The 12,965-nt window shown below is 69.5% G+C and carries 10 protein-coding genes and 1 riboswitch; of the genes, 4 read left to right on the top strand and 6 right to left on the bottom strand.

Translation table 11 applies throughout. The annotated features are described in order from the left end of the window. Positions 1–13 precede the first annotated feature (13 nt). The 3 genes from AC3ETA_RS07560 to AC3ETA_RS07550 form a co-directional block, all read right to left on the bottom strand. Positions 14–1,561 (bottom strand): recombinase family protein, encoded by a 1,548-nt coding sequence (locus AC3ETA_RS07560; RefSeq protein WP_432192012.1) that lies wholly within the window; start codon positions 1,559–1,561, stop codon positions 14–16. A gap of 201 nt (positions 1,562–1,762) precedes the next feature. Continuing rightward, complete coding sequence (locus AC3ETA_RS07555) at positions 1,763–1,984, bottom strand: hypothetical protein (protein WP_381634919.1); 222 nt, start codon at positions 1,982–1,984, stop codon at positions 1,763–1,765. Further along, positions 1,971–3,362: a PspC domain-containing protein gene (locus AC3ETA_RS07550; RefSeq protein ID WP_432192011.1), complete on the bottom strand. Its 1,392-nt coding sequence runs from the start codon at positions 3,360–3,362 to the stop codon at positions 1,971–1,973. The genes AC3ETA_RS07555 and AC3ETA_RS07550 overlap by 14 nt, the downstream gene beginning before the upstream one ends. Positions 3,363–3,505: 143 nt before the next feature. On the opposite strand from AC3ETA_RS07550, the gene AC3ETA_RS07545 reads away from it, so the two are divergent. Beyond that, complete coding sequence (locus tag AC3ETA_RS07545; RefSeq protein WP_432192010.1) at positions 3,506–4,831, top strand: ATP-binding protein; 1,326 nt, start codon at positions 3,506–3,508, stop codon at positions 4,829–4,831. After that, positions 4,828–5,547 (top strand): LuxR C-terminal-related transcriptional regulator, encoded by a 720-nt coding sequence (locus tag AC3ETA_RS07540; protein ID WP_269643694.1) that lies wholly within the window; start codon positions 4,828–4,830, stop codon positions 5,545–5,547. The genes AC3ETA_RS07545 and AC3ETA_RS07540 overlap by 4 nt, the downstream gene beginning before the upstream one ends. Before the next feature lie 12 nt (positions 5,548–5,559). Here the strand turns inward: AC3ETA_RS07540 and AC3ETA_RS07535 are convergent, their stop codons facing one another. Beyond that, positions 5,560–6,612: a C40 family peptidase gene (locus AC3ETA_RS07535; RefSeq protein WP_432192009.1), complete on the bottom strand. Its 1,053-nt coding sequence runs from the start codon at positions 6,610–6,612 to the stop codon at positions 5,560–5,562. Between the two features lie 501 nt (positions 6,613–7,113). On the opposite strand from AC3ETA_RS07535, the gene AC3ETA_RS07530 reads away from it, so the two are divergent. Beyond that, positions 7,114–7,467, top strand: a complete 354-nt coding sequence (locus AC3ETA_RS07530; protein WP_432192008.1) for a hypothetical protein — start codon at positions 7,114–7,116, stop codon at positions 7,465–7,467. On the opposite strand, the gene AC3ETA_RS07525 is transcribed toward AC3ETA_RS07530, so the two are convergent. Then, positions 7,445–8,440: a tellurite resistance/C4-dicarboxylate transporter family protein gene (locus AC3ETA_RS07525; RefSeq protein WP_432192007.1), complete on the bottom strand. Its 996-nt coding sequence runs from the start codon at positions 8,438–8,440 to the stop codon at positions 7,445–7,447. The genes AC3ETA_RS07530 and AC3ETA_RS07525 overlap by 23 nt on opposite strands. Before the next feature lie 316 nt (positions 8,441–8,756). After that, positions 8,757–9,929 (bottom strand): C40 family peptidase, encoded by a 1,173-nt coding sequence (locus tag AC3ETA_RS07520; RefSeq protein WP_432192006.1) that lies wholly within the window; start codon positions 9,927–9,929, stop codon positions 8,757–8,759. Between the two features lie 8 nt (positions 9,930–9,937). Beyond that, a riboswitch (cyclic di-AMP (ydaO/yuaA leader) is annotated at positions 9,938–10,107 on the bottom strand. A 354-nt stretch (positions 10,108–10,461) separates the two neighbouring features. On the opposite strand from AC3ETA_RS07520, the gene pcrA reads away from it, so the two are divergent. Then, positions 10,462–12,948: a DNA helicase PcrA gene (pcrA, locus tag AC3ETA_RS07515; RefSeq protein WP_432192005.1), complete on the top strand. Its 2,487-nt coding sequence runs from the start codon at positions 10,462–10,464 to the stop codon at positions 12,946–12,948. Positions 12,949–12,965 lie beyond the last annotated feature (17 nt).

Genomic DNA, 12,965 nt, shown 5'->3' with positions numbered 1-12,965 from the left:
GATGCCCTCTGGGTCAGTGAATAGTGAATGGCTCACTTCGATTCCCTAGATCCACCTCTGCTGCGAAGTCGGTGGTGTTGGAGACTCCCTTGGTGAGTGGATGCAGCTGGATAGTAATTCCTGCCTTCAGCAGGTGACGTGTCCTCTCGGCTTCATTGCCCTTGTTCCTCTCCCACATGTGACGGAAGGTCTCCCCGGTGTCCCGGTACTCGTACCTGTCCGGCTTGTCTCCATCGGCCGCCAGGGAATCATGTTCCTCGTAGAGAGCTGCAATCTCTTCTTCCGTTGCCTTCTTCGCGAATCCCGATGAGTTCTTCCCGCCAGGGCGGATGGACCTCTGGAGTTCCGTCACATACTCCTCGATCTCCTTCAGCCTCTGAGAGTTGTTCGACCCCTTGACGTAGTGGCGTTCATGCATCGGGAAGTCTCCGATGGTTCCGAGGATCATCGTCTCGACAAGTTCCTCCACCTTCTCGGCCCGGAAGGCGTACCCCTTGCCGCAGGACTCCCGATTTGCTGACTTGTTGCATCGGTACACCGGCTTGCCTTGCTGCCGCTCCGGGTTGAAGAGGTACAGGTTCCTGCCGCATCCGCCGCAGAGCACAACTCCGCGATAGGCGGTCGTGTTCTTCGTGGAGCGACGGGCGGCACTGGGGCGCCCGTTCATCTCGTCCTGGAGCTTCGCCCATTCATCGTCCTTGAGGATGGGGTCTGCCATCCGGATCTTCCCTTCGGAAGTGAGGATGGCTTGCGATACCCCGTACTTCTTGCCGGGAACCTTCACCTCTTCGCACTTCCAGCCGAGGATGGTTTCTGACCTCAGGATGTTCGTGATGGTACGGCTCCGCCATACAGGCATGGATGCGCCGTTTTTCTTTCGACGCTCCGACATCCTCTCGCCCGCAGGAGAGAGAATCCCTCTGGCATTGAAGTCGTCACAGATGGTCGAGTAGGGGTCTCCGTCCTCGACTACTCGCTTGTACATCTCCTGAATGACTTGCCTTTGATTCTCCCGAACCCGAAGCCTCATCGCGCCGTCGGTGTCACGGAAGGACTCGTAGCCGTAGGGCGGGTTTCCCTTGGCCCAGACGTTCTTCGACTTGGCGTAGCTCTGGAACGACTTGACTCGCATGGAGATGTTCTGAGCTTCAGTCTCGGCGATGGCCGCGAACAGGTCGATGATGACGTGCCGGAAAGGGCCGACCATGTCGAGCACGGGTTCCTTGACCGAAACCAATGCCTTGCCGCCGTGCGCAGTCGCCCACTTGATCATGTCCTGCATGTCGACGACCTTGCGGACGAACCGGTCCATCTTCCAGAACAGCAACAGGTCGAACTCTGGGGCCCGGTTGTTCAGCCACTCCCCGAGTTCGGGTCTCTCGAAGGGGTGTGACTTGGTGGCGGAGATGTGAGCGTCTCTGGCTACTCCCACCACCTGCCACCCGAGATGCTGCCTCTCGTTCACGTAGGCCGTGCAGTCCTGGAGTTGCCGCTCCAGTGAGGTGGACGCGTCGGTCTCGTTGCTGATCCTGAGGGCGATCAGTACACGCACAGGCTTCATGGTTGGTCACCCTACAACAGCAATACGCAAGTAACCTCGCCTACTTGATGGCCTGCCCCTCGTGCTCGCTGGTGCTTCCGTGTTCTCGCTGGATGCCGCATTGCGGGGGCGGCGACGGCAGCGGTTGGGCGGGTATCGGTAGGTCGCCGCGCAGCCTCCTCGGGCGGGCCGCTCAGCCTCCGTCGGTGGGGGTGCGGGTGGTCAGGGGCGTGGGGGTGGCTGGGGTGTGCGGTGGCGTTTGCGTATCGCTCGGGTCAGGAGGGCTGTCGCTCCTGCCAGGGAGAGGCCGCCGATGACCAGGGGGATCACCACGAACCACGGGGTTTCCCAGGCGTCGCCCGCGTCTCCGGCGTAGACGATGCCCGCGATCGTGAGGAAGGCGCCGGCCACCAGCCTGCCGGGCTGGAACTCATGACGTAGCACGGCTCACCTCCGCCTGTCCGACTCCGACGCTCAGATCGATGTCCAGCGTGCCCGCGCTCTTCGTGCCCGTGGGCGGGTTCAGGGTCAGTTCCTTGTGCTTGCCCGGTGCCACGTCCACGTCCTGCTTGTCCTCGCCGGGGAGCTGGATGTCTCCCACGCCCACGTCGATGCTCACCTTCACGGTCGCGTCCTTCGGGACGATCACCTTCAGCCTGCCTACGCCCACATCGGCCCTCGTCGTGATCGGTTGCGTCTTGGAGAGGTTCAGCCGGGTGAGATCCAGGGTGCCCACGCCCGTTCCCAGGTCGTACTGGTTCTGTACGTCCGCGGCCGCTGCCGGTTGCCAGTTCTTTTCGACCCAGTGGGTGCTGATGTCCTTGGGCAGGGCGGCGGAGGCGGCCAGCAGGCACGCGGTGATGATCGCCAGGAAGACGGAGCCCGCTCCCGTGCGGCCCAGGAAGGCGCTGATCGCTATGCCCAGGCCTATGACCAGCAGGGCGCAGGCCAGACCCGTCTGGAGGCTGGTGCCGAGTGCGTGGTCCTCCCAGGTGGCGCCCGTGCCGAGGGCGCCCGCGAGGAGGGCCAGCAGGAACACCCAGCCGCCGATCCAGCGGGGGCCGCGGGGCTTGGGCTGCTGGGAGCGTCGGGCCCGTATGTCCTGGCGGCTGCTCCAGGCGCCGCCGAGGCCGATGGTGACGGCCGCCGCGATGTCGCGGTCGCGGGAGTCGCGCGGGCCCCAGAGATAGCCCGTGCCGCCCTCGTGCGTGCCGTCCTTGACGATCGGGTCGCGCCACCAGGAGGGGTAGGCGGCGGGGACCGGCGGGGCCTGCGCCTCCGGCGGGGCGTCGGCGACGGCCTGGGCGGCGAGTGGGTCCGGGTCGGGGGTGCCGCGGTGCCGTGACCAGTAGCCGGCGCCGGTCACGAGGAGGGAGAGGACGACGGCGAAGGCCAGCACACCGCCGTTGTTCAGCAGGGTCAGGAACACGCCGCAGCCGACCAGCGCGAACAGCACGGCCGTCAGCGCCTGGCCGTCGACACGGCCGGTCAGCAGTTTGCGCACCTCGTTCTCGTCCTCGTCCTCGTACGGGACGAAGAGCCAGGCGAAGCCGTAGAAGATCAGGCCTATGCCGCCGGTCGCGGAGAGCACGGCGAGGGTGATCCGGAAGAACACCGGGTCCATGTCGCACTGCCGGCCCAGACCGGCGCACACGCCGGCCAGCATCTTGTTCCGGCGGTCGCGCCGGAACCGGTGCGGCGGGGGGAGTGCGCGCGGTTCCTCACCCGCGGCGCTCGCGGGTGCCGGGCCGGTCGGCGTGCCCGCGGTGGGCGCGTCGTCCGGCTCGGGCACGGGGTCCGCGGCGTGCTGGTGATCAGTCATGTGTCCATGGTGACGGGCGGGTCGGCCCGGCGGGAGTCGGAATGACCCTGGTCGGACCCTGATATCGGCCCTGAGACGGGTGCGGGGGAGGTGTGCGAGGCGGTGGGCCTCGAAGATCAGGGGAGTCTAGGGGGTCGACCCTGATGCCTCGCTGGGCCGGGCGTGTGAACATCGATGGCATGCCGGAAGCCGCAGCAGCGCCACTCGTCGAACCGCGGCCGCCGCGCAAGCTCTACCGCAGCAGTGACGGACGCTGGCTCGGGGGCGTGGCGCGGGGGCTCGCCGGGCATCTCGGCCTGCCCGTCATCTGGGTGCGGCTCGTCTTCGTCGGCCTGTTCATGGCGGACGGCCTCGGTGCGTTGCTGTACGCCGCGTTCTGGTTCTTCGTGCCGCTCGGCCTCGGCGGGGTCGACGCGCAGAGGCCGCCCCCCTTCACCACCGAGACCGCGTCCGACGGCCGCCGCAGACTCGTCGCCCGCAAGCCCGACAAGGGGCAGATCGTCGCGCTGCTGCTCATGGTGGCCGTGGCGATGGTCTTCGTCGGCAGCGTGGACCTGGGCAACGGCGCCAAGGCGTACCTGCTGCCCGCCGTCCTCGTCGGCGCGGGCGTCGCCCTGGTCTGGCGCCAGGCGGACAACGCCCGCCGGGCCCGCTGGATGGAGGTCGGGCGGCGTCGGCGCACCCTCAGCCTGCTGCGTGCCGCGGGCGGGGTCGTCCTCGTCACGGCCGGCGTCTCCGGCATCTTCGTCCTCCAGGGCTCCGCCGCCCACCTCGGCTCCGTCCTCCAGGCGGCGCTCGCGGTCCTCGTCGGCATAACGCTCCTCGCGGGGCCGTACCTGGTCCGGATGACCCAGGACCTCTCCGAGGAGCGTCTGATGCGCATCCGTGCCCAGGAGCGCGCCGAGGTCGCCGCCCACGTCCACGACTCGGTGCTGCACACCCTGACCCTGATCCAGCGCAACGCGGAGAACGCCGGCGAGGTCCGCCGCCTCGCCCGCGCCCAGGAGCGCGACCTGCGCACCTGGCTGTACAAGCCCGAGGGCACCGGCAAGGACGAGGCCGACGAACCCGCCAACCTCGCCGACGCGGTGCGGCGCAACGCCGCCGAGGTGGAGGACAAGCACGGCGTTCCCATAGAGGTCGTGGTCGTCGGCGACTGCCCGCTCGACGAGAGGATCGCCGCACAGATGCAGGCCGCGCGCGAGGCGATGGTGAACGCCGCCAAGTACGGTGGCGAGGGCGGCGCCGTGCAGGTCTACGCCGAGGTCGAGGGAAAGACCGTCTTCGTGTCCGTCCGGGACCGCGGTCCGGGCTTCGACCTCGACTCGATACCCGCCGACCGCATGGGCGTCAGAGAATCGATCATCGGCCGCATGGAGCGCAACGGCGGTACGGCCCGGCTGCGGGCGGTACCCGACGGCGGCACGGAGGTCGAGCTGGAGATGGAGAGGGCGGAGAAGACGTCATGAGCGAGCCGACCGAGGCGAACGAGTCCGTGGAGTCGACCGGCGGGAGCGCGGCCGAGCGGCACGTGCGCGTGGTCCTCGTCGACGACCACCGCATGTTCCGTACGGGAGTCCAGGCCGAGATCGGCCGGACCGAGCAGACCGGTGTCGAGGTCGTCGGCGAGGCCGCGGACGTCGACCAGGCGGTCACGGTCATCACCGCGACCCGGCCCGAGGTCGTCCTCCTCGATGTGCACCTGCCGGGCGGCGGCGGGGTCGAGGTCCTGCGCCGCTGCGCTCCGTTGATGGCGGACGCAGAGCAGCCGGTCCGCTTCCTCGCGCTGTCCGTCTCGGACGCCGCGGAGGACGTCATCGGCGTGATCCGGGGCGGCGCGCGTGGGTACGTGACCAAGACGATCACCGGCACCGACCTGGTCGACTCCGTCTTCCGGGTCCAGGACGGCGACGCGGTGTTCTCGCCGCGTCTCGCCGGGTTCGTCCTGGACGCGTTCGCGTCGACGGACGCCCCGCCGGTCGACGAGGACCTGGACCGCCTCACGCAGCGCGAGCGGGAGGTGCTGCGGCTGATCGCGCGCGGGTACGCGTACAAGGAGATCGCCAAGCAGCTGTTCATCTCCGTCAAGACGGTCGAGTCCCATGTGTCGGCGGTCCTGCGCAAGCTCCAGCTGTCCAACCGGCACGAGCTGACGCGGTGGGCGACGGCACGGCGACTCGTCTGAGCGCGAGGCGGGTCAGGCCACCCGGGTGGCGCCCGCGAAGGGCATCTCGTCCAGGGGTGCCACCCGGACCGGTGCGGACGGGTTCGGGGCGTGGATCATCTGGCCGTTGCCGATGTAGATGCCCACGTGGCTGATGCCGGAGTAGAAGAACACCAGGTCGCCCGGGAGCAGTTCGGAGCGGGAGACCCGGCGGCCCGCGTCGATCTGGGCGTAGGTCGTGCGGGGCAGGGAGACGCCGGCCTCGCGGTACGCGGCCTGCGTGAGGCCGGAGCAATCGAAGGCGTTCGGGCCGGTCGCGCCCCAGACGTACGGGCTGCCGAGTTTGGCGTAGGCGTAGGAGACGGCGGCCGCCGCGCGGGAGTTGGGGGCCTGGGCGGCGGCGGAACCGGGGGAGACCCGGGCGTCGCGGACGCCGGTCGAGGAACGGGTGACGCGATCGTCGAGACGGGCCTGCTCCTCGGCGGTCAGTCGGGTCAGCAGGTCCCGGGCCGAGTCCAGCTTGCCCGTGATCGTCTTCTTGTGCCGCTTCAGTTCGGCCTGGCGGGACTTCAGTGAGGTCAGTTCGACGTGTGCGGCGCCGCGCAGCTGCTCGATCTCGCGGAGCTGCTTGCGGACGCTCGCCACGGACGAGGCCTGCCGGTTGCCGGCGCGTTCGGCGAACTCGGCGCCGTCCAGGTAGCGGTCGGGGTCCTCGGAGAGGGCGAGCTGGAGGGCCGGGTCGAGGCCGCCGTCGCGATACTGCGCCGCGGCCATCGAGCCGAGCGCTTCTCGTGCCGAGTTGAGCTTCTCCGTCTTGCGGGCGGTCTGGTCCTGGAGGTTCCTGATCCGCTGCCGGGCGGCGTCCGCCTGCTCCTTGGCGCCGTTGTACTTCTCGGTGGCGGCCTCCGCCTCCTGGTACAGCTGGTCCACCTCGGCCTTCACCTGTGCCGGTGTCAGCTGCGGCTCGGCGTGCCCGGTCCCGTCGAAGCCGGTCGCCGTCGCCGCGCCCGCCAGTGCGATCGTCCATGCCGTGCGGGCCGTATTGCCGCCGGCCGAGCGCTGACGGGGTTTTCGGTGCGCTGCCACGTGGACTGCACGTCCTTTCGTCCGCCCGCCACGTCCCGTACGTCCGCCAGGGCGGCGCCGGGGCGTACTCCGCCCCGGAGGAACGGCGGGTCCACGAGCCGCCTGGGGGAGCGGACGTACGACCGCACGGGGCGGGTGACGCGTCCGGCGGCGGCCCGCACAGGGGGAGCGGGCCGCCGCCGGACCTTTCTCGGCGGTGGTGTCCGACTGCCGCCCCTGGCCCGGGCGGCGGTGGGGAGCCGGTCACCTGGTGAAGGACGCTAAACCTCTCCGTGTCGGGTCGGTGACGGGTTGTGCGGAAGTGCTGTGAGCGGACCGATGGTGACCGTAAGTGAGCGTGATCCCTGGATGGAGGCGTCTGGTTCACGCTGAGTGCTGACCGAAGTGGCGGTTTGGGGGTGGCTGAGGGTGGCGGGGTGCTATGGCGCGCATATATGCGGGGCGCAAGAGGGTGCGGGGCGGTGTCGGGCGGGTTTTTCGTGGTGGTTAGGCTCCGGGCCCATGGACGTACTCATCCATTTGTTCGTCGGGCTGCACATCATCGGTATCGCCGCGCTGCTCGGTGGGTTCTTCACGCAGATGAAGGCGATGGGGCAGGGCACCGCCCGGTTCGTGCCCGCGATGCTGCACGGTGCGCTGACCATGCTGGTCACCGGGGTGGTCCTCGTCGGTCTCAACCAGGCGGACGATCAGTCCGTCAACAACATCAAGATCGGTGTGAAGCTGGCGCTGCTGATCGTGATCCTCGGGCTCGTCTATGTGAAGCGGGACGAGGAGACCGTGGACAAGCGGCTGTTCGGGCTGGTGGGGCTGCTGACCATGGCGAACGTCTTCATCGCCGTGTTGTGGACGTGACGTTGCTGCCGAGGCGTGTGCAGTTCCAGGCCGCGCCCGCCGTGACCGCCAGCCAGGCCGCGACTGCGATCCACATCAGTGCCTCGCCCGGGTGTTCCAGCCATGGGGCGTCCAGGGTGGTGCCGACGGAGAGCGTCGCGGCTGCCGCCATCCCCATCGGGAACACCGTGGACCAGCGGCGGACGTCGTAGCGCAGGCGCGGCCAGGCGAACTCGGCGAGGAGCAGGACGGCGTACCAGGCGACGCCGAGTACGAGCAGGGCGACGGTCATGGTGCGCAGGACGCCGTAGTCGTCGTCGTTCCAGAGGTGGAGGGCGGGGCTGTCGGCGGCGAGCAGCTTCGAGCCGGCCAGGGCGGAGATGGCTAGGGCGCCGCCCGCGACCCACTGGTCGCCGGCCCCGCGGGCGAGCTGGCGCCGGTCGAAGCGGGGCAGGGCCACGACGTAGAGGACCAGGCCCAGCCAGAAGAACACGAGCGCCATGTGGGCGAGCCATGCCGTGGTCTCGGCGGCAGCCAGCGCCGCGGCCTGTACGGCCAGGCCCTCTGTGGCCACGCACCCGAGGAAGACCGCGCCGGGCATTCGGCGGTGCCAGCGGCGCAGGACCGCCAGGAGGAGCACCGGCCAGAGCACGGTGGCCAGGGCCAGGAGGGCCTCGGCGAGGGGCACCCAGCCGAGGGTGGTGAAGCGGGTGCCGAGGACTGCCGTCGCGGCGATGGCGGTGAGGGCGGCGGGGGTGGCCGCCTCTTTCCGCCACCTGTCGCGGTCCTGGAGGAAGCGGGCGGTGAAGTCGGCGGCCAGGGCGAGCCAGGCTGCGCAGCCGAGGGCGAGGGCGATGCGGGAGAGGGTCTCGTAGCCCGTCTGGTGCAGAGCTGTCGAGAGGATGCCGGTGGCCATGACCGCGGCGCCGGCTGCGGGGGGTCGCTGCGACCACCAGGTGTGGAAGGGGGAGGTGGGGGTCGTGGGGCCGGGCATGGGGCGATGCTATGGAGCGGGGTGGGGGATGGCCGTGGGGCGCGCTCGGGGGTGTCGGGAAATCGCCCTGTGTCAGGTGGTTCCTTCGTGGTCATGCCTGCGGCGGCCCGTCGCGCTGGGTGGGGGCGTGCGTTGCGCCTGCGGGTGTGGGGTGGGTCGGGGACGTGCCTGGGGGGTGTCCGTCCTCGGTCGGGCGGTTGCCCGGCACGAAGAAGGGTGCTGTTTGTTGACGCCCGCCGCTGCGGGCGGACACCCTCGGCACGGCCCCTTGCCGCCCCGTGGGCGACTGCCAGTGCCGGGGGGCGTCCGTTCCCGCTCAGGCCGGGCGGACCACGCTGTGGATCGACGACTCTCCGTCGTAGTAGATCGACTCCTCGCGGACGTACGTGCCGGGTTTGGGGGCGTGGATCATCATGCCGTTGCCGATGTAGATGCCCACGTGGGTGACGTCGTCGTAGAAGAAGACCAGGTCGCCGGGCTGGGCGCTGGAGAGGGGGACCGTGGTGCCGGCGTTGACCTGGTCGTAGGTGACGCGGGGGATGTCGACGCCGGCGGCCTTCCAGGCGGCCTGGGTGAGGCCGGAGCAGTCGTAGGAGTCGGGGCCGGTTGCGCCCCAGACGTACGGCTTGCCGATCTGGGAGCGGGCGAAGGCCAGGGCCTTCTCGGCCTTGGTGGCGTAGGAGGAGTCCGCGGAGGATGAGTCCGAGGTGCCCGAGTCGGCGGGAGGCTGGGTGCTCTCCTGCTGCTGGGCGGCGGCCTCCTCCTGGCGCTGGCGCTCGGCCTCCGCCTGCTGGCGGGCCAGTTCGGCGGCCTTGCGGGCGGCCTCCTCCTGCTTGCGCTTCTCGATCGCGGCGAGGCGGGCCTTCTCCTCGGCCGTCAGCTTCGAGAGGAGCTCGCGCGCGTCGGAGAGCTTCTGCTGGACCGTGGCCTTGGCGGACTTGAGGTCGTTCTGCGAGTCGGTGAGCGTCTCGAGGCTCTGGGTGGCCTCCCGGCGCTTCTCCATCGTCTCGGACTGCTGGGTGAAGTAGTCGTCGACCGACTCCTTCTGACGGCCGGTCATCCGGTCCATCAGCTGCGTCTGGTCGAAGTAGTCCTGCGGGTTGTCCGCGAGGAGGAAGGTCGCGGTGTCGGGGGCCGCGGCGCCGGTGCGGTACTGGGCGGCCGCGTTGCGGCCGAGTTCCTCGCGGGCTTCGTTGAGCTTCTGGGTGCGCTGGGCCACGTCGTCGAGGAGGGTGTCGACGCGCTTGCGCTGCTTCGCGGTCTTGTCCTTGGCCGCGTTGTACTTCTCGGTCGCCGACTCCGCTTGGCGGTAGAGGTCGTCGACCTTCTTCTCGACCTCTTCGAGGCTGGGCTTGTCGTCCGTCGACGGGCTGGCGTTGGCCGTCTGGGACAGCAGGGCCACGGACGTGAGGGCGGCCGTGGCGAGGGCAGGGGTGCGTATGCCTGCTACGCGCGTACCGGCGGGACGCGACTTGCGGTGCGACGCCAAGGGAGGCGACTCCTTCCACGTTCCGCCTACCGAGTTAGCTGTCGGGTTCGGGCGGGTGGTTCGGAAGGGTTGCCCTACGGCCCGTCCCCGGGAGGGAAGTCGGGCCGATTCACCCCAAGTTCGGTGGGTCCCCGGCTCCGGTCGCCGTGAGGCGCGCCGGACTCGGCGGAGGCCGTGCGGCCCGGCGTCGTTCGCCGGTGGGGGTCGTACGGCCTGCCCGGCACGGTAGCCAACTCGTGTGGCCCCTGTGAAGGTTGATGTTCGATATGCCCGATACATTTTCGTGACCTTGGTCCAGAACGCGACGGGCGGTGGTTGGTTCGGGGGAGCGTGCGAGGTTTTGTGGGCGTGAGGGGTGAGTAGGTTGATTTGGGAGTGTCGATGCCCGTCTGGGGTGGCCGGTTGCGGGTTGCGGTGGGGCGGTTGCTGGGAGTGAGGGAGGGGGTCGGGGGGTGATCGTCGGGGGTTCGGGGCTGTGATGTTTCGAGGGTGGGGGCGGGCTGTCAGTGCGGCGGCCTAGACTCGGAGAGCGATGAGCAGCCTCTTTGACGACAGCTTCCTGGCGGACCTCCAGGCCCCTCGGGCCCACGAGGAAGAGCACCCGCCGCCGCCCGAGGACGAGCACGCTCCGGAACCGGTTCCGGACGATCTGTTCGGTGGGAAGTTCGACGTGCCACCGGACCGGGACGACCACTACCGCGACGGCGCCCCGCGGCCGGTCATCGACGCCGCGGCGCTGCTGGAGGGGCTGAACGACAACCAGCGTGCCGCCGTCGTCCACTCCGGCACCCCGCTGCTCATCGTGGCCGGCGCCGGCTCCGGCAAGACGCGTGTGCTCACCCACCGCATCGCCCACCTCCTCGCCGAGCGGAACGTGCATCCGGGGCAGATCCTCGCGATCACCTTCACCAACAAGGCCGCGGGCGAGATGAAGGAGCGTGTCGAGCAGCTCGTCGGCCCGCGTGCCAACGCGATGTGGGTGATGACGTTCCACAGCGCGTGCGTGCGCATCCTGCGCCGGGAGAGCAAGAAGCTCGGGTTCACCTCGTCGTTCTCGATCTACGACGCCGCCGACAGCAAGCGGCTCATGGCGCTCGTGTGCCGTGATCTGGATCTCGATCCCAAGCGGTACCCGCCCAAGTCCTTCAGCGCCAAGATCAGCAACCTGAAGAACGAGCTGATCGACGAGGAGGACTTCGCCGCCCAGGCGACGGACGGCTTCGAGAAGACCCTCGCTCAGGCGTACGCCCTGTACCAGTCGCGGTTGCGGGAGGCCAACGCCCTCGACTTCGACGACCTGATCATGACGACGGTCAACCTGCTGCGCGCCTTCCCGGACGTCGCCGAGCACTACCGCCGGCGCTTCCGCCATGTGCTGGTGGACGAGTACCAGGACACCAACCACGCCCAGTACGCGCTGGTGCGCGAGCTCGTCGGGACCGGCGAGCACCCCGTCGACGTGCCGCCGAGCGCGCACGACGTCCCGCCCGCCGAGCTGTGCGTGGTGGGTGACGCCGACCAGTCGATCTACGCCTTCCGGGGCGCCACCATCCGCAACATCCTCCAGTTCGAGGAGGACTACCCGGACGCGACGACGATCCTGCTGGAGCAGAACTACCGCTCCACGCAGACGATCCTGACCGCAGCCAACGCCGTCATCGAGCGCAACGAGTCCCGCCGCCCCAAGAACCTGTGGACCAACGCGGGCGCGGGCGCGCGCATCACCGGCTATGTCGCGGACACCGAGCACGACGAGGCGCAGTTCGTCGCCGAGGAGATAGACCGACTGACGGACGCGGGCGACGCGAAGGCCGGCGACGTCGCCGTCTTCTACCGGACGAACGCCCAGTCCCGTGTCTTCGAGGAGATCTTCATCCGCGTCGGGCTGCCCTACAAGGTGGTCGGCGGGGTCCGCTTCTACGAGCGCAAGGAGGTCCGGGACGTCCTCGCCTACCTGCGGGTGCTGGCCAACCCCGAGGACTCCGTGCCGCTGCGACGGATCCTGAACGTGCCCAAGCGGGGCATCGGCGAGCGCGCCGAGGCGATGATCGACGCGCTGTCGCAGCGAGAGAAGATCAGCTTCCCGCAGGCGCTCAAGCGCGTCGACGAGGCGTACGGGATGGCCGCGCGGTCCACCAACGCCGTCAAGCGGTTCAACACGCTGATGGAGGAGCTCCGTACGATCGTCGAGTCGGGGGCCGGGCCGGCGACCGTGCTGGAGGCGGTTCTGGAACGGACCGGCTATCTGGCCGAGTTGCAGGCCTCCACCGACCCGCAGGACGAGACGCGTATCGAGAACCTCCAGGAACTCGCGGCCGTCGCCCTGGAGTTCGAGCAGGAGACGGGTGAGGGCGAGGCCACCGGAGGACTCTCGGACTTCCTGGAGCGGGTCGCGCTGGTCGCCGACTCCGACCAGATCCCGGACGAGGAGGAGGACGGCTCCGGCGTCATCACCCTGATGACCCTCCACACCGCCAAGGGCCTGGAGTTCCCGGTCGTCTTCCTCACCGGCATGGAGGACGGCGTCTTCCCGCACATGCGCGCCCTCGGCCAGAACAAGGAACTGGAGGAGGAGCGGCGGCTCGCGTACGTCGGCATCACGCGCGCGCGTGAGCGGCTGTATCTGACGCGCTCGGCGATGCGCAGCGCGTGGGGGCAGCCGTCGTACAACCCGCCGTCCCGCTTCCTGGAGGAGATCCCGGCGGCGCACGTGGACTGGAAGCGCACCGGGGCGACCGCGCCGGTCTCCTCCGGGCCCGTGTCCGGGGTCGCCGCCTCGCTGTCGTCGTCCCGCTCGCGCTCCTCGGCGTCGGGCGCGTCCGGCTTCGCCACGCGCCGCACCTCCGAGAAGCCGGTCGTCCAGCTCGCCGTCGGCGACCGTGTCACGCATGACCAGTTCGGGCTCGGCACGGTGACGGGTGTGAAGGGCACGGGCGCGAACGCCGAGGCGACGATCGACTTCGGGGACACCAAGCCGAAGCGGCTGCTGCTGCGGTACGCGCCGGTGGAGAAGCTCTAGCGCCGACAAGTGCGCCC

The sequence above is a fragment of the Streptomyces sp. bgisy027 genome (assembly GCF_057710365.1).
Note: the sequence above shows the minus strand (reverse complement) of the source record. Positions and strands in the feature narration are given on the sequence as shown.

Coding starts and splice junctions, on each gene's coding strand:
- AC3ETA_RS07540 (WP_269643694.1), top strand. CDS start 4,828: ATGAGCGAGCCGACCGAGGCGAACGAGTCCGTGGAGTCGACCGGCGGG.
- AC3ETA_RS07525 (WP_432192007.1), bottom strand. CDS start 8,440: ATGCCCGGCCCCACGACCCCCACCTCCCCCTTCCACACCTGGTGGTCG.
- AC3ETA_RS07530 (WP_432192008.1), top strand. CDS start 7,114: ATGGACGTACTCATCCATTTGTTCGTCGGGCTGCACATCATCGGTATC.
- AC3ETA_RS07545 (WP_432192010.1), top strand. CDS start 3,506: ATGCCTCGCTGGGCCGGGCGTGTGAACATCGATGGCATGCCGGAAGCC.
- pcrA (WP_432192005.1), top strand. CDS start 10,462: ATGAGCAGCCTCTTTGACGACAGCTTCCTGGCGGACCTCCAGGCCCCT.
- AC3ETA_RS07550 (WP_432192011.1), bottom strand. CDS start 3,362: ATGACTGATCACCAGCACGCCGCGGACCCCGTGCCCGAGCCGGACGAC.
- AC3ETA_RS07560 (WP_432192012.1), bottom strand. CDS start 1,561: ATGAAGCCTGTGCGTGTACTGATCGCCCTCAGGATCAGCAACGAGACC.